Source organism: Comamonas sp. DB36, assembly GCF_057914905.1.
Window position 1 is genome coordinate 2,347,168 of the sequence record NZ_CP196631.1, and the last position, 15,961, is coordinate 2,363,128.

Consider the following 15,961-nt stretch of genomic DNA (forward strand, 5'->3'; position numbering starts at 1 on the left):
TCAGTGACACGCCGCTAAAGAAGGCGAAACCTCATGCCGGGTGAACTTCCTGCTGTTTACCTGTCATCCACTGCTTGATTTATAGCATTCTTCAGTTACCTTGCGTAACAGGCGCGGCGCGCGTTGCAGGAATGCACCGTTCAAAGCACGGCTGCCGTGAGACCGTTGGAGAAGTGCTGCTGCATCGCCGCGCGCGCTTGCTCGGGCTGGCGATCGAGCAGCGCCTGCAGGATCTGCGCATGCTCCCTGAGCGATTCCTCTATGCGCCCCTGGCGGAACAGCGACTTGTGGCGGTTGAGTTTCATGACCTTGCGCAGGTCGGCAACCACCTGGTCGGACCAGCGATTGTTGGCCAGCGCCAGCAGGCGCATATGGAAGCGTTCGTTGATTGCAAAGAATTGTTCAGCGTTGCTTTTGTGCGCAACCAGATCAGCGTGCAGGGCGCTGAGCGCAGCGAGTTCGTCATCGGTGGCGGTTGCCGCCACCGCGGCCGCCGCGTCGCTCTCCAGTAGCGCCAGCAGGTGATAGACGTCGCGCACATCCTTGGTCGAGACTTCGGTTACATAGGCGCCGCGGCGCACTTTCATCGTCACCAGCCCTTCGGCCGCAAGCACCTTGAGCGCTTCACGCAGCGGCGTGCGGCTGATGCCGAATTCCTCGGCGATCTTGAGTTCGTCAATCCAGGCACCAGGCTCGAGCACATGCTGAAAGATGCGTTGGCGCAGTTGCTCGGCCACCTGTTGGTAGAGAGCGGAGGGGGCTAGGGTAATCACTGACATGAATGGTGAATTGTAGCCTGGATTATTTTGAATCAATAATTATGAATCATGTACACTCTTTCGGTCACAACCTACCGTGGTCTCACTGATGGACAAGCCTACAGATATGCGCCAAAGCGTGGCGAATGCCGACACTCCTGAATTCGCCCCCGCCGACCTGGGCGCCTGGGCCAAGGCGGCAGCCAAATCCGCGCCTGGCGGCGATGTGCAGGCCTTGAACTGGATCACGCCCGACGGCATCACCGTCAAGCCGCTCTATACCGCCGCAGACAGCGCTGATCTGCCGCATGCCAACACGCTGCCCGGTTTCGAGCCCTATCTGCGCGGGCCACAGGCCACCATGTATGCGGTGCGTCCCTGGACCATTCGCCAGTACGCGGGCTTCTCCACCGCGGAAGAGTCCAACGCTTTCTACCGCAAGGCGCTGGCCGCGGGCGGCCAGGGCGTGTCGGTGGCATTTGATCTGGCCACGCACCGCGGCTACGACTCCGACCACCCGCGCGTCACGGGCGACGTGGGCAAGGCCGGCGTGGCCATCGACTCGGTCGAAGACATGAAGGTGCTGTTCGACCAGATTCCGCTCGACAAGGTGTCGGTCTCGATGACCATGAACGGCGCGGTGCTGCCGGTGCTGGCCGGCTATGTCGTCGCGGCCGAAGAGCAGGGCGTGCGCCAGGATCAGCTCTCGGGCACGATCCAGAACGACATTCTCAAAGAATTCATGGTGCGCAACACCTATATCTATCCGCCCAAGCCGTCGATGCGCATCATCGGCGACATCATCGAGTACACGAGCCTGAACATGCCCAAGTTCAACTCGATCTCGATTTCGGGCTATCACATGCAGGAAGCTGGCGCCAACCAGGCGCTGGAACTGGCGTTCACGCTGGCCGACGGCAAGGAATACGTGAAGACCGCCACGGCCAAGGGCATGGATGTCGACGCGTTCGCGGGCCGGCTGTCGTTCTTCTGGGCGATCGGCATGAACTTCTATCTGGAGATCGCCAAGATGCGCGCCGCGCGCCTGCTGTGGTGCCGCATCATGAAGGAGTTTGGCGCCAAGAACCCCAAGAGCCTGATGCTGCGCACCCACTGCCAGACCTCGGGCTGGTCGCTGACCGAGCAGGATCCCTACAACAACGTGGTGCGCACCACCATCGAGGCCATGGCCGCGGTGTTCGGCGGCACGCAGTCGCTGCACACCAACAGCTTCGACGAAGCCATCGCGCTGCCCACCGAATTCTCCTCGCGCATTGCGCGCAACACCCAGCTGATCATCCAGGAAGAAACGCATATTCCCAGCGTGATCGACCCCTGGGCCGGCTCGTACATGATGGAGAAGCTGACCCAGGACATGGCCGATGCGGCCTGGGCCATCATCGAGGAAGTCGAAGCCATGGGCGGAATGACCCAGGCCGTGGACAGCGGCTGGGCCAAGCTCAAGATCGAAGCTGCGGCTGCCGAGAAGCAGGCGCGCATCGACTCGGGCAAGGACGTTATCGTTGGCGTCAACAAGTACAAGCTCGCCAAGGAAGATCCCATCGACATTCTGGAGATCGACAACGTCAAAGTGCGCGACGGCCAGATCGAGCGGCTCAACAAGATCAAGAAGGAGCGCGATACGGCCAAGGTGCAGCAGGCGCTGGACGCGCTGACCGCAGCCGCCGAAAGCGGCGAAGGCAATCTGCTGGACCTTGCCATCCAGGCCGTGCGCCTGCGCGCCACGGTGGGCGAAGTCAGCGATGCGCTGGAAAAGGTCTACAGCCGCCATCGCGCCGACACGCAGAAGGTCACCGGCGTCTATGCCGCGGCCTATGACTCGGCCGAAGGCTGGGACAAGCTCAAGACCGAAATCAATGCGCTGGCCGAGGAACTGGGCCGGCGCCCGCGCGTGATGATCGCCAAGCTGGGCCAGGACGGGCATGACCGCGGCGCCAAGGTCGTCGCCACGGCGTTTGCCGACCTGGGCTTCGACGTCGACATGGGCCCGCTGTTCCAGACACCCGAGGAGTGCGCGCGCCAGGCCATCGAGAACGACGTGCATGCCGTGGGCGTGTCCACGCTCGCCGCCGGCCACAAGACGCTGGTGCCGGCCATCATTGCCGAGCTCAAGGCCCAGGGCGCGGACGACATCATCGTGTTCGTCGGCGGCGTGGTGCCGGCGCAGGACTATGAATTCCTGTTCCAGGCCGGCGTCAAGGGCGTCTACGGCCCGGGAACGCCGATTCCGGCCAGCGCCAAGGACGTGCTCGAACAGATCCGCAAGGCTGCCGTGGCATGAGCCCTTCCGAGTTGCTCGAAGGCATTCTGCACGGCAGTGCGGCCGTGCAGCGCCGGGCGATCGCCAAGGCGATCACCCTGCTCGAATCGACACGCGCCGACCACCGCGCGCAAGCCGATGCGCTGCTCACCACGATGCTGCCCCATACGGGCAAGGCGTTCCGGCTGGGCATCAGCGGCGTGCCGGGCGTGGGCAAGTCGACCTTCATTGAAACCCTGGGCCTGTACCTGATCGGGCAGGGCCTGCGCGTCGCGGTGCTGGCGATCGATCCCTCGTCCTCGGTATCGGGCGGATCGATCCTGGGCGACAAGACGCGCATGGAGCATCTGTCGGTCCATCCCCAGGCCTACATCCGGCCCAGCCCCGCGAGCGGAACGCTGGGCGGCGTGGCCGAGAAGACGCGCGAGGCCATGCTGGTCTGCGAGGCCGCGGGCTACGACGTGGTGATTGTCGAGACCGTGGGCGTGGGCCAGAGCGAGACCGCGGTCAACGGCATGACCGACATGTTCGTGCTGCTGCAACTGCCCAATGCGGGCGACGACCTGCAGGCGATCAAGAAGGGTGTGATGGAGCTGGCCGATCTGGTGGTCATCAACAAGGCCGACATCGACAAGAACGCGGCCACGCGCGCCCAAGCCCAGATCACCTCCAGCCTGCGCCTGCTGGGCATGCATGGCAACCCCGATCACGCCACGCATGGCGCGCTGTGGCAGCCGCGCGTGCTGCAGATCAGCGCGCTGCTGGGCCAGGGCGTGGAAGCGTTCTGGCAGGCGGTGCAGCAGTTCCGCGAGATGCAGACGGCCAATGGCCGGCTGGTCTCGCGCCGCGAAAAGCAGTCGCTGGCCTGGATGTGGGAACGCGTGGACGCCGGCCTCAAGCAGGCGTTTCGCTCCCACCCCGAAGTACAGGCGCTGCTGCCGCAGACGCTGGCGGCCGTGGCCGAAGGCCGGCTGCCCGCATCGACCGCGGCACGCAATCTGCTGGCCGCACAGTCACAGGTTCCACATTCCCGCGCGCCACAATAGGGCACGCAGTCATCCATCCCCAAGAAGCGCGCGTGCCTCCGTGCCGCGCGACGACTCAGCAAGAAAGACGAGCATCATGCAGGACATTCTGGAGCGACTCGAGAAACAGCGCGCACTGGCGCGACTCGGCGGTGGTCAAAAGCGCATTGACGCGCAGCACGGCAAGGGCAAGCTCACGGCGCGCGAGCGCATAGAGTTGCTGCTCGACGACGGCACGTTCGAGGAATGGGACATGTTCGTCGAGCACCGCTGCACCGATTTCGGCATGCAGGACAACAAGATTCCGGGCGATGGCGTGGTCACGGGCTACGGCATGATCAACGGCCGGCTGGTGTTTGTCTACAGCCAGGACTTCACGGTGTTTGGCGGCGCTCTGAGCGAAACCCATGCCGAGAAGATCTGCAAGGTCATGGACCAGGCAATGAAGGTCGGCGCGCCGGTGATCGGCCTCAACGATTCGGGCGGCGCACGCATCCAGGAAGGCGTGGCCAGCCTGGGCGGCTACGCCGACGTGTTCCAGAAGAACGTGCTGGCCAGCGGCGTGGTGCCGCAGATCAGCATGATCATGGGCCCCTGCGCGGGCGGAGCGGTGTATTCGCCGGCGATGACCGACTTCATCTTCATGGTGAAAGACTCGTCGTACATGTTCGTGACCGGCCCCGAGGTGGTCAAGACCGTGACGCACGAGGAAGTCACGGCCGAGGAACTGGGCGGCGCCGTCACGCATACGACCAAGAGCGGCGTCGCCGACATGGCATTCGACAACGATGTCGAAGCGCTGATGATGCTGCGCCGCCTCTATAACTACCTGCCGCTGAACAACCGCGAGAAGGCCCCGCTGCGCGCCACCACCGATCCGTCCGACCGCGCCGACCGCTCGCTCGACACGCTGGTGCCCGAGAACCCGAACAAGCCCTACGACATGAAGGAGCTGATCGCCAAGACCGTGGACGACGGCGACTTCTTCGAGCTGCAGCCCGACTACGCCAAGAACATACTGATCGGCTTCGCGCGCATGGCCGGCCAGACCGTGGGCATCGTGGCCAACCAGCCGCTGGTGCTTGCCGGCTGCCTGGACATCAAGAGCTCGATCAAGGCCGCGCGCTTCGTGCGCTTTTGCGATGCGTTCAACATTCCGGTTCTGACGTTTGTCGATGTTCCCGGCTTCATGCCCGGCACCAGCCAGGAGTACGGCGGCATCATCAAGCATGGCGCCAAGCTGCTCTACGCCTATGCCGAGGCCACGGTGCCCAAGATCACCATCATCACGCGCAAGGCCTATGGCGGCGCGTACGACGTGATGGCCTCCAAGCACCTGCGCGGCGACGTGAATCTGGCCTGGCCCCAGGCCGAGATTGCCGTGATGGGCGCCAAGGGCGCGGTGGAGATCATCTTCCGCGAGGACAAGAACGACCCCGAAAAGCTCGCCGCGCGCGAAGCCGAGTACAAGGCGCGCTTTGCCAACCCGTTTGTCGCCGGCGCACGCGGCTTCATCGACGACGTGATCCTGCCGCACGAGACGCGCAAGCGAATCTGCCGCAGCCTGACGATGCTGCAGAACAAGCAGCTCGAGAACCCGTGGCGCAAGCACGGCAACATTCCGCTCTAAGAACGACAGCGCCAGGAAATCCATCATGTTCACCAAGATTCTGATTGCCAACCGCGGCGAAATCGCCTGCCGCGTGATCGCCACCGCCCGCAAGATGGGCATCGCCACCGTGGCCGTGTATTCCGATGCCGACAAGGATGCGCGCCATGTGCAGCTGGCCGACGAGGCCGTGCACATCGGTGCCGCGCCCAGCCGCGAGTCCTATCTGCTCGCCGACCGCATCATCGCTGCCTGCAAGCAGACCGGCGCCCAGGCCGTGCACCCGGGCTACGGCTTCCTGAGCGAAAACGAAGCCTTCGCCAAGCGCGTGGAAGAAGAAGGCATCGTCTTCATCGGCCCCAAGCACCATGCGATTGCCGCCATGGGCGACAAGATCGCCTCGAAAAAGCTCGCAGCCGAAGCCCAGGTCAACACCATTCCCGGCTACAACGACGCGATCGCGGGCGCCGAGCAGGCCGTGGAAATCGCGCGCGGCATAGGCTATCCCGTGATGATCAAGGCCAGCGCCGGCGGCGGCGGCAAGGGCCTGCGCGTGGCGTTCAACGACAAGGAAGCGTTTGACGGCTTTGCGAGCTGCCAGAACGAGGCACGCAACAGCTTCGGCGACGACCGCGTGTTCATCGAGAAATTCGTCGAGGAGCCGCGCCACATCGAGATCCAGGTGCTGGGCGACGCCCATGGCAACGTGGTGTTTCTCAACGAGCGCGAATGCTCGATCCAGCGCCGCCACCAGAAGGTGATCGAGGAAGCGCCGTCGCCGTTCATCTCCGAGGAGACACGCGCGGCCATGGGCGCCCAGGCCGTGGCGCTGGCCAAGGCCGTGCAGTACCAGAGCGCGGGCACGGTCGAGTTCGTGGTCGGCAAGGACCAGTCGTTCTACTTCCTGGAAATGAACACCCGGCTGCAGGTCGAGCATCCCGTGACCGAAGCCATCACCGGCCTGGACCTGGTAGAGCAGATGATTCGCGTCGCGGCCGGCGAGAAGCTGGCTTTCGGCCAGGCTGACGTGCGCCGCGACGGCTGGGCCATAGAGTGCCGCATCAACGCGGAGGATCCATTCCGCAACTTCCTGCCGTCCACGGGCCGGCTGGTGCGCTTCCAGCCGCCGCAGCAGACCATGTGGCAGGGCGATACCGAGCACCTGCATGGCGTGCGCGTCGACACCGGCGTCTACGAAGGCGGCGAAATTCCGATGTACTACGATTCGATGATCGCCAAGCTCATCGTGCACGGCAAGGACCGCAACGAGGCGATCGCCAAGATGCGCGAAGCGCTCAACGGCTTCGTGATCCGCGGCATCAGCTCCAACATCCCGTTCCAGGCCGCGCTGCTGGCCCACCCCAAGTTCATTGCGGGCGACTTCAACACCGGCTTCATCGCCGAGCACTACGCGGGCGGCTTCCATGCCGAGGACGTGCCGCACAGCGATCCGCAGTTCCTCGTGGCCCTCGCGGCCTACATGAACCGCCGCTACCGCGAGCGCGCCTCGACCATCACCGGTCAGATGCAAGGCCATGAACTGCAGCTGGGCATCGACTACGCCGTGGTCACGCTGGGCGCCGAAGGCCGCAACCAGCACGCGGCGGTGCGCGTCGAGGACTTCGACCTGGCGCGCCATGCGAGCAAGGTCACGGTGCATGGCGCGGGCGGCGAGCAGGTATCAGCCGACCGCGTCTACGAGATCAGCAGCGACAGCCATCTGCGCGACGCGCGCCTTGCAGGCCTGGTCAACGGCCAGCCATTCACCGTGCAGATCGAACGCGGCACGGGCAAGAACCCGCTGGCCCTGCGCATTGCGCACAACGGCACGCAGATCGAAGCCCTGGTGCTGTCGCCGCGCGGCGCCGAGCTGCACCAGCTCATGCCTTACAAGGCACCGCCCGATCTGTCGAAGTTCCTGCTGTCGCCCATGCCGGGGCTGCTGATCGACATCGCCGTGCAGCCAGGCCAGAAAGTGCAGGCGGGCGAGAAGCTCGCCGTGATCGAAGCCATGAAGATGGAAAACATCCTGTTTGCCACGCAGGACGGCGTGGTCGGCAAGATCAGCGCCAGCAAGGGCGATTCGCTGGCCGTGGACGAGGTGATCCTCGAATTCGTCTGAATTCCGCCCTGCGGCTTTCGCCCAGGGCCGCCTGCCGGGGCCACGCCAATGCACATGGCGTGGCCCCGGTCCGCTTTCCCCGCCCTCGGACACGATAGACAAGTCATATACCTGACACAAACGCAGTGCTCAGGGGGGTGCCTTGGGCAAAGGTGTAAGCAAAAGCATGCTATTTTTTTAGGCGGTATTCACGGCCCGAAAAGCATCGATCTCTCGCACTTTTCCCTTTGGTCTTCCCCACTGATCTTTTATGCACTTCAACAATCTTTCGGTCGCCAGCAAGCTCTGGACGACCATTCTGGGTCTCATGCTGTCCCTGCTGGCCCTGGGCACAGGCCTTTACGTGATCACGGTGCAACTCAATGCACAAACGGCGCAGGAGGTCCAGGCCGAGGAGGACCGCATTTCCCTGGCGCTGCGCTGGAAAGGCATGACCGAGCTGGCCGTCGAGCGCGTGGTGATAGGCGCGATCACCACCGATGAGTTGCTCAGCCAGCGGCTGCAGCCGCAACTCAAGACCTCGATCCAGGCCGTATCGGCGGTGCAAAAGCAGATTGTCGACGGCGCCGACTCGCCCGAAGACAAGGTCCAACTGGAGCGCGTGGCTGCCGCGCGCGTGATCGTGCTCGATCTCGTCGCCCAGGCGCAGAAGACGCGCAGCGCCGGTGACGTGGAAGGTGCCCAGCGCGTGGTCAACGACAGGCTGCTGCCTGCGGTGGCGAGCTACATCGCGGCGCAGGAAGCGTTCATCTCGCTGCAGCAGCGCCAGCGCGACCAGATCAAGGCCGACGCAGTTGAGCGCAATGCAGTGGCGCGCTGGATTGCGGAAGCGGTCGCCGCCGTGGTGATGTTGCTGGGCATAGGCCTGGTCGCGCTGACCGTGCGCTCCATCACCCGGCCGCTGGAGCAGGCCGTGCGTCTGACCGATGCCATCACGGATGGCGACCTGACGATCGAAGTGCGCGATGACCGCAAGGACGAACTGGGCCATCTGCTGCAGTCGCTGTCGGCCATGGCCGCGCGCCTGCGCGGCGTGGTGACGGAAGTGCGCTCGGGTGTCGAATCGGTGTCTTCGGCATCGACGCAGATCGCCACCGGCAACCAGGATCTGTCGGCACGCACCGAGCAGACCGCCGCCAACCTCGAGGAAACGGCTGCCAGCATGGAGCAGCTGACGGCCACCGTGACCCAATCGGCCGACACCGCGCGCCAGGCCAACCAGTTGGCGTCCACCGCTGCCCAGGCCGCGGAGCGCGGCGGCGAAGTGGTCGGTCAGGTGGTGCACAGCATGCAGCAGATCACCGACAGCTCGCGCAAGATCAACGACATCATCGGCGTGATCGACTCCATCGCCTTCCAGACCAACATCCTCGCGCTCAATGCGGCCGTGGAAGCCGCGCGCGCAGGCGAGCAGGGCCGGGGCTTTGCCGTGGTCGCATCGGAAGTGCGCAGCCTGGCGCAGCGCAGCGCCGAGGCCGCCAAGGAGATCAAGCAGCTCATAGGCGCCTCGGTGGAGAACGTGGAGACCGGCTCGGCGCAGGTCGCGCACGCGGGCCGCAGCATGGAAGAGATCGTCAGCAGCGTGCGCCGCGTATCGGACCTGATAGGCGAAATCACGGCCTCGTCGACCGAACAGCGCGACGGCATAGGACAGGTGAACCAGGCGGTGGCCAATCTGGACCAGATGACGCAGCAGAACGCGGCGCTGGTGGAAGAATCGAGCGCAGCCGCCACGGCCATGCGCGATCAGGCGCAGCGCCTGTCACAGGTGGTGGCGGTGTTCAATGTGGGCGGCGCAGCGGCCAAGGCCGCGGCGCCGGCGCTGCAGCCCGCAAGAGCGGCGACGCCAGCGCCCAGGAAGGTGGCCGCGGCCCGGCCCGCATCGCCGCCACGCCTGGCACCGACGGCGGCCATGCGCGTCAGCGCCGCTGCGCCGGCGGTGCGCCCCGCGGCCAAGGCCGAGGGCGAGTGGGAAAGCTTCTAGCCGTGCATTGAGGCGTGCTTGCCGGTGCAGGCACGCCGCGACAATGCCGCGGCAGCACGGCATTTGATAATGTCCGCATGAAAATCGACACCCTCACGGTCCAGCTGGCCCTGGCCGTCGCCGAGGAAGGCAGCATCTCGCGCGCGGCCGACAAGCTGCAGCTGGCCGTGGCCGCGGCCTCCAAGCGGCTCACCGACCTGGAGCGCCAGCTGGGCACGCCGCTGTTCAAGCGCGTGCCGCATGGCGTCAAGGTCACCGAGTCGGGCACCAAGCTGCTGGCCCACATTCACCAGATCGACAGCCTGATCACGCGCCTGGCCGACGACGCCCACGCAATGCGCGAAGGCCAGGACGGACGCATCATCATCGGCGCGCCCAAGGCGGCCATCATCGAATTCCTTGCCAGCGACCTGGCCCAGGTGCGCGCCCGGTATCCGCAGATCACGTTGCACATCATCGAAGAGAACAGCCGCATCATCCAGCAGCTGCTGCGCGACAAGGTCATAGACATAGGTATCTTCGAGAAGAAAAGCGGTTTCATCGATGTGGAGAAGTTCGACTACCGCTCGGACGAACTGGTCGCGGTCTACAGCCGCGCACATTTTTCGTTTGCCGCAGAGCCGCTTGAAGCCGACCCGCTGCTTGACTGCCCGCTGGTCAGCCTGGGCCAGGGCTCGGCCGTGCTCGCGAGCCTGCAGCGCCTGCACCAGAGCCGGGGCCGGGCCATGGGCCGGCACCTCACCGTGAGCGGCTTCGACACCATGCTGGCACTGGTGCGGCATGGCCTGGGCGTGGGACTGATGCCGCCGGACGTGCTTGCGAGCCTGCACCCCGAGCCCGCGATAGGCCATGTGGCGCTGGCCGGCGACTGGCACCAGCGCACCTATGTGCTGGCCAGCGTGCAGGGTAGGGCCCAGGAGCAGACGCTGCGCAATGTCGTCTCGCAGCTGCTGAAGTAGCTTTCAGCCAGGGTTTCCTCGTATTTTTGTTGGTTCAACGCGGCTGGGTTTCGCAAAACACGAACCCAGGCATGCTTGATGCGTTCTTGCCGCTGCTGGCGCGCTCGGCGAGCATTGCAGCAAACAAAACGCAGGAGACAAGATGAAGCGACGCGAATTCCTGGCCGGCAGCGCAGCTGCAGTGGCCGCGCCCTGGGCCCTGGCCAATGCCGCCGATCTGCCCAAGGGCCCGGTGAAAATCCTGGTGGGCTGGGCCCCGGGCGGCGGCACCGACGTGTTTGCGCGCATCGTGGGCCAGAAGCTCACGGACCTGTGGGGCCGTTCGGTGATTGTCGAGAACAAGCCCGGCGCGACTGGCGCGCTGGCCGCCGACTATTTCGCCAAGACCCGCTTCCATGATGGCCTGACGCTGCTGATGGCGCATGTCAACACGCATGCGATCTCGCCCCAGATCTTCAAGAGCATCACCTATGACCCGCTCAAGGACTTCGCGCCCATCGTGCTGATAGGCGCGACGCCGCACATCCTCGTGACCAGCCACAAGAACAGCTATGCAAGCGTCAAGGAAGTCGTCGAGTTGTGCAAGAAGAACCCGGGCAAGATCAGCTTCGGCTCGTCGGGCACGGGCTCGGTCCAGCACCTGGCCGCCGAAATGTTCAACATGGCAGCGGGCGTGCAGACCATTCACGTTCCCTACAAGGGCTCGGGCCCTATGCAGACCGACCTGATAGGCGGCCAGATCGATTTCAGCTTCGACACCATGACCGCGGCCACGGCCCAGGTCAAGGCCAGGAAGATGAACGCCATTGCCCAGACCCGCGTGAGCCGCGCCAAGGGCTTCCCCGAAGTCACGACCATGGACGAGCAGGGCTTCAAGGGCTTTGACGCTTCCAGTTGGTACGGGCTTGTAGGCCCCAAGGACATGCACAAGGACCTGGCCAGGCGCATCAACGCCGATGTCAACAAGGTGCTGGCCATGCCGGACGTGGTGGCGCGTTTCGATAGCTTCGGCGTCGAGGACGGCGGCGGTTCGGTGGAGAAATTCGCGGCCTTCATGGCCACCGAGTACAAGAAATGGGGCGAGGTCGTTCGCCTTGCCAAAGTGACCGAGGAGAGCTGAAATGAGCCAGACCACCCCCCAACTGCCGCTGCAGGGCATTCGCGTTCTCGATGTGAGCCAGGTCATGGCCGGCCCGTTTGCCTGCATGCTGCTGGCCGATCTCGGCGCCGACGTGATCAAGGTCGAGCCGCCCACGGGCGACCAGACGCGCGGCGCCATGGGCTTCAAGATGAAGGGCCCCGACAGCATGGGCTTTCTCAACATGAACCGCAACAAGCGTTCGCTGACGCTGGACCTCAAGAGCGACGAAGGGCGCGAGTTCTTCTACAAGCTCGCCGAGACCGCGGACGTGATTGTCGAGAACTACCGCCCCGGCGCCGTGCAGCGCATGAAGATCGACTACGAGACGATTCGCAAGATCAATCCCAAGATCGTCTATGTGAGCATTTCGGGCTTTGGCCAGAGCGGACCCTGGGCCACGCGCCCGGGCTTCGACCTCATGGCCCAGGCCATGTCGGGCGTGATGAGCGTCACCGGCTACAAGGGTGAAAAGCCGGTCAAGGCGGGCGTTCCCGTGGCCGACATAGGCTGCGCGCTGTTTGCCACCTATGGCCTGCTCGCGGCCTACATCGGCGCGCAGAAGTCGGGCCAGGGCCAGCATATCGATGCCTCGCTGTTTGATTCGGCGATGGCATTCTCGATCTGGGACATGTCCGACTACTGGGGCACGGGCGTGCCGCCATCGCCGCTGGGCACCAGCAACAAGATGAGCGCGCCCTACCAGGCGGTGAAGGCGCGCGACGGCTACTTCGTCATGGGCGCAACCAACCAGAAGCTCTGGGCCAAGCTGTGCGCGCTGCTGCAACGCCCCGACCTGGTCGAGCACGCGGATTACGCCACCGTGGCGCTGCGCCTGAAACACCGCGAAGCGCTGATCGAGGAGCTCGAAAAGAGCTTTGCCCAGCGCGACAGCGAGGACTGGGTCGACACCATGCTTGAAGCCGGCATTCCGGCCGGCCCGCTGCTGACCTACCCGCAGGCGTTTGAAGGCGAGCACGGCACGCACCGCAAGATGTGCATGGAGATCGACCATCCTATCGAAGGCAAGGTCAAGAACATCGGCTTTCCCGTGAAGATGCTGGGCACGCCGCAGCAGGTGCGCCGCCATCCACCGCTGCTGGGCGAGCACAACGAGGAAATCATGGCTGAAATCTACGCACTCTCCGCATGAACGAACTGGTCCAACTGCGCATCGCGCCTTCGGGCGCGGCGCATATCACCATAGCGCGTCCCGAGCGCCACAACGCCATGACGCAGGCGATGTACGAGTCGCTGCTCGAATGCATTGCCGAATGCGCGCGCAATCCCCAGGTGCGCGCCATCGTGTTTCGCGGCGCGGGCGGCAAGTCCTTCATCTCGGGCACGGACATCGCGCATTTCGCCGATTTCACGCGGGGAGAGCAGGGCATCGCCTATGAGGCCTTTGTCGAGAAGGTCATAGACAGCGTGGAGCGCATTGCCGTGCCGACCATTGCCGTGATCGACGGCTGGGCCGTGGGTGGCGGCCTGGCGCTGGCCACGGCCTGCGACTTTCGCCTGTGCACCGAAGGCGCGCGCTTTGGCGCGCCGATTGCCAAGACGCTGTCCAACACCTTGTCTTCGCGCAATATCGCGCGGCTGCAGGCCGCCCTGGGCGTGCCGCGTGTCAAGAAGATGCTGCTGCTGGCCGAGTACATCGACGCTGCCGAAGCCCTGGCCTGCGGCTTTGTCTACGCAGCCTGCGCGGCCGATCAACTGGGCGAACGCGCGAACGCGCTGGCCGAACGGCTGATGGCGCTGTCGGGCGTGACCCAGGCGGCCGTCAAGGAAAGCATTCGGCGCATCGTCATCGAGCAAAGCCTCGAAGACGACGATCTGGTGCACGCGGTCTATGGCAGCCAGGCCTTTCGCCAGGGAGTGGCCGGGTTTCTCAAGCGCTGAGCCCCGCACTTGCCACGAACCGCCTGCCAAGGCGGTTTTTTTCTGGCTGCGCGCCGGGACTGGGGCCGGCTTTTCTCCGAGAATGGCGAGTGAGCCCGCGAGGGCCGAACTTCAGAAAAATACAAGGAGCAACATGACTGCAGCGCAGCGCCCATTCAAGGTCTTGGGCATTCAACAGGTCGCCATTGGCGGCACCGACAAGAACCGCATGAAGAAACTCTGGGTCGACATGCTCGGCCTGGAGCAGACCGGCACCTTCCAGAGCGAGCGCGAGAACGTCGACGAAGACATCCTGTCCATGGGCCGCGGCGCGATGAAAGTCGAAGTCGACATCATGCAGCCGCTGGATCTGGACAAGAAGCCCGCGGTCCACACCACGCCGCTCAACCATATCGGCCTGTGGATTGACGACCTTCCGCTCGCAGTCGAATGGCTCACCGCGCAGGGCGTGCGTTTCGCGCCCGGCGGCATTCGAGCGGGCGCTGCGGGCTACGACATCTGTTTTCTGCACCCCAAAAGCAATGACGAATTTCCCATTGCGGGCGAAGGCGTGCTAATCGAACTGGTGCAGGCGCCCGCGGACGTGATCGCGGCGCTGGGCTGAGTTTTCAAGCCAGCAGCCAGGCCGCCAGGGCCGACAGCGCCACCACGCGCAGCGACGACTGCCGGCCCCAGGCCAGCAGGCCGAACGCCGCCAGCGCAATGGCGAAATCCAGGCGGGAATGAATGGCACTGGTCCACAGCGGGTCGTAAAGCGCGGCCAGCAGCAGTCCGACCACGGCGGCATTCGCTCCTGCCATGGCGCGCTGCACCCTGGGCCGGCGGCGCAGCGATTCCCAGAAAGGCAATGCGCCCGCGACCAGCAGCAGTCCGGGAAGGAATACGGCGACGAGCAACAGCAGCCCGCCTGCCCAGCCGCCTAGAGGCGCTGGCATCAAGGCGCCCAGATAGGCGGCAAAAGTGAACAGCGGACCGGGCACGGCCTGGGCCAGGCCGTAGCCGGCAATGAAGGCGTCGTTGCTGATCCAGCCCGGCGGCACCACCGCCGCCTGCAGCAGCGCCAGCACCACATGGCCGCCGCCAAACACCAGCGCGCCCGCCTGGTAGAACGCGGCAAACTGCGCCGACAGCGAAGGCGTGGCCATCACCGCCATCGACCACAGCAAAAGCAGGGCGAACACCAGCAACAGCATCGCGCCGGCCTTCTGGCCCAGGCCAGCGGCGCGCGGCGTGGGTATCGGTTGCGCTGGCAGCCGTAGCCACAGCAGGCCGGCGACGCTGGCCGCGGCAATGGCCGCAACCTGTCCCAGCGCCCAAGGAATTGCCAGCGCAAGCAGCGCTGCGGCTATCGCCAACCCGGCCCGGGGACGATCCGGGCACAACGCGCGCGCCATGCCCCAGACCGCATGCGCGACCACGGCGACCGCGGCCAGCTTCAATCCATGCACCGCTCCCGATGTCGCCAGCCAGGCCCATTGCTGTATGCCGAACGCAAACAGGATAAGCACCAGCGCCGAAGGCAAGGTGAAACCCAGCCAGGCGGCCAGCGCACCGGGCCAGCCCGCGCGCCCCAGACCCAGCGCAAAGCCGACCTGGCTGCTGGCCGGGCCTGGCAGGAACTGGCATAGCGCGACCAGATCGGCATAGCCGGCGTCATCGATCCAGCGCCGACGCTCGACGAATTCCGCGCGAAAGTAGGCCAGATGGGCCGTAGGCCCGCCGAAAGCCGTGAGCCCCAGCTTCAGAAAAGCGAAAAAGACTTGGGCGACATTGGCTGCGCGACCAGGGCGCGCGGGTGCTTGGGGCTGGGGCGGCAGGGAAGACATCAGGCTGAGACCATGAAAACCGGTGAATGCCCGCGAAAACCCGGGCGCTGGGGTGTGAGGCGACAGCATAGCGCGCGCCAATGACACGGGTTGCCGGCAAACGCCGGGATGGTCCAGGCCGTTTTGGGCGCAGTTGGCGTATGTTGCGCGCAGCATGGCGACGACAATTCACAGGGTTGGCAATTCATCCTCAAATACACTTATTTGCCTTTAAAAATAGCCGAATTTGCGCGCATTTGCAGGCATCGTTTTTAGTCGATTTATTTTGGGGCGTGAGGCGCAGTGCAGTGGATTTCGCCTCCCACAATCGCTGCCATGGACTGCCAGCCTTCGCCAGCAGCCTGATCCAGGAGTTGT

Annotated in this window: 12 protein-coding genes; 10 read left to right on the forward strand and 2 right to left on the reverse strand. The window is 64.7% G+C overall.

Annotated features, from left to right (window positions below):
* Positions 1-140: 140 nt before the first annotated feature.
* A complete protein-coding gene (locus ACSVDO_RS10810; protein ID WP_332536284.1) occupies positions 141-779 on the reverse strand; it encodes a GntR family transcriptional regulator in 639 nt (212 codons plus the stop codon).
* An 88-nt stretch (positions 780-867) separates the two neighbouring features.
* Here ACSVDO_RS10810 and scpA point away from each other — a divergent pair, with 88 nt between their 5' ends.
* The 10 genes from scpA to ACSVDO_RS10860 all read left to right on the forward strand — a co-directional run bounded on the left by scpA (position 868) and on the right by ACSVDO_RS10860 (position 14,382).
* Positions 868-3,060 (forward strand): methylmalonyl-CoA mutase, encoded by a 2,193-nt coding sequence (scpA, locus tag ACSVDO_RS10815; RefSeq protein ID WP_489592051.1) that lies wholly within the window; start codon positions 868-870, stop codon positions 3,058-3,060.
* Positions 3,057-4,085, forward strand: a complete 1,029-nt coding sequence (gene meaB, locus ACSVDO_RS10820; protein ID WP_332536283.1) for a methylmalonyl Co-A mutase-associated GTPase MeaB — start codon at positions 3,057-3,059, stop codon at positions 4,083-4,085. Before scpA ends, meaB begins: the two co-directional genes overlap by 4 nt.
* Positions 4,086-4,161: 76 nt before the next feature.
* Positions 4,162-5,694, forward strand: a complete 1,533-nt coding sequence (locus ACSVDO_RS10825; protein WP_332536281.1) for an acyl-CoA carboxylase subunit beta — start codon at positions 4,162-4,164, stop codon at positions 5,692-5,694.
* Positions 5,695-5,719: 25 nt separating this feature from the next.
* Complete coding sequence (locus tag ACSVDO_RS10830; RefSeq protein WP_489592053.1) at positions 5,720-7,795, forward strand: acetyl-CoA carboxylase biotin carboxylase subunit; 2,076 nt, start codon at positions 5,720-5,722, stop codon at positions 7,793-7,795.
* A 250-nt stretch (positions 7,796-8,045) separates the two neighbouring features.
* The gene (locus tag ACSVDO_RS10835; protein WP_489592055.1) at positions 8,046-9,779 is read left to right on the forward strand and encodes a methyl-accepting chemotaxis protein; all 1,734 of its coding nucleotides are present in this window, start codon (positions 8,046-8,048) and stop codon (positions 9,777-9,779) included.
* A 77-nt stretch (positions 9,780-9,856) separates the two neighbouring features.
* Positions 9,857-10,738, forward strand: a complete 882-nt coding sequence (locus tag ACSVDO_RS10840; protein ID WP_489592057.1) for a LysR family transcriptional regulator — start codon at positions 9,857-9,859, stop codon at positions 10,736-10,738.
* 142 nt (positions 10,739-10,880) lie between these two features.
* Positions 10,881-11,858 (forward strand): Bug family tripartite tricarboxylate transporter substrate binding protein, encoded by a 978-nt coding sequence (locus ACSVDO_RS10845; protein ID WP_489592059.1) that lies wholly within the window; start codon positions 10,881-10,883, stop codon positions 11,856-11,858.
* A 1-nt stretch (position 11,859) separates the two neighbouring features.
* Complete coding sequence (locus ACSVDO_RS10850; RefSeq protein WP_489592060.1) at positions 11,860-13,029, forward strand: CaiB/BaiF CoA transferase family protein; 1,170 nt, start codon at positions 11,860-11,862, stop codon at positions 13,027-13,029.
* On the forward strand, positions 13,026-13,778 hold the full coding sequence (locus ACSVDO_RS10855) for an enoyl-CoA hydratase (protein ID WP_332534597.1): 753 nt from the start codon (positions 13,026-13,028) through the stop codon (positions 13,776-13,778). The genes ACSVDO_RS10850 and ACSVDO_RS10855 overlap by 4 nt, the downstream gene beginning before the upstream one ends.
* A 133-nt stretch (positions 13,779-13,911) precedes the next feature.
* The gene (locus tag ACSVDO_RS10860; RefSeq protein ID WP_332534598.1) at positions 13,912-14,382 is read left to right on the forward strand and encodes a VOC family protein; all 471 of its coding nucleotides are present in this window, start codon (positions 13,912-13,914) and stop codon (positions 14,380-14,382) included.
* A 4-nt stretch (positions 14,383-14,386) separates the two neighbouring features.
* Here ACSVDO_RS10860 and chrA read toward each other — a convergent pair whose 3' ends face one another.
* Complete coding sequence (chrA, locus tag ACSVDO_RS10865) at positions 14,387-15,604, reverse strand: chromate efflux transporter (RefSeq protein WP_489592062.1); 1,218 nt, start codon at positions 15,602-15,604, stop codon at positions 14,387-14,389.
* Positions 15,605-15,961: the final 357 nt, after the last annotated feature.

Bases quoted from the DNA above. Each gene is read 5' to 3' on its own strand.
- meaB (WP_332536283.1), top strand. From the start codon at position 3,057: ATGAGCCCTTCCGAGTTGCTCGAAGGCATTCTGCACGGCAGTGCGGCC.
- ACSVDO_RS10810 (WP_332536284.1), bottom strand. From the start codon at position 779: ATGTCAGTGATTACCCTAGCCCCCTCCGCTCTCTACCAACAGGTGGCC.
- chrA (WP_489592062.1), bottom strand. From the start codon at position 15,604: ATGTCTTCCCTGCCGCCCCAGCCCCAAGCACCCGCGCGCCCTGGTCGC.
- ACSVDO_RS10825 (WP_332536281.1), top strand. From the start codon at position 4,162: ATGCAGGACATTCTGGAGCGACTCGAGAAACAGCGCGCACTGGCGCGA.
- ACSVDO_RS10835 (WP_489592055.1), top strand. From the start codon at position 8,046: ATGCACTTCAACAATCTTTCGGTCGCCAGCAAGCTCTGGACGACCATT.
- ACSVDO_RS10830 (WP_489592053.1), top strand. From the start codon at position 5,720: ATGTTCACCAAGATTCTGATTGCCAACCGCGGCGAAATCGCCTGCCGC.
- ACSVDO_RS10850 (WP_489592060.1), top strand. From the start codon at position 11,860: ATGAGCCAGACCACCCCCCAACTGCCGCTGCAGGGCATTCGCGTTCTC.
- scpA (WP_489592051.1), top strand. From the start codon at position 868: ATGGACAAGCCTACAGATATGCGCCAAAGCGTGGCGAATGCCGACACT.
- ACSVDO_RS10860 (WP_332534598.1), top strand. From the start codon at position 13,912: ATGACTGCAGCGCAGCGCCCATTCAAGGTCTTGGGCATTCAACAGGTC.
- ACSVDO_RS10855 (WP_332534597.1), top strand. From the start codon at position 13,026: ATGAACGAACTGGTCCAACTGCGCATCGCGCCTTCGGGCGCGGCGCAT.
- ACSVDO_RS10840 (WP_489592057.1), top strand. From the start codon at position 9,857: ATGAAAATCGACACCCTCACGGTCCAGCTGGCCCTGGCCGTCGCCGAG.
- ACSVDO_RS10845 (WP_489592059.1), top strand. From the start codon at position 10,881: ATGAAGCGACGCGAATTCCTGGCCGGCAGCGCAGCTGCAGTGGCCGCG.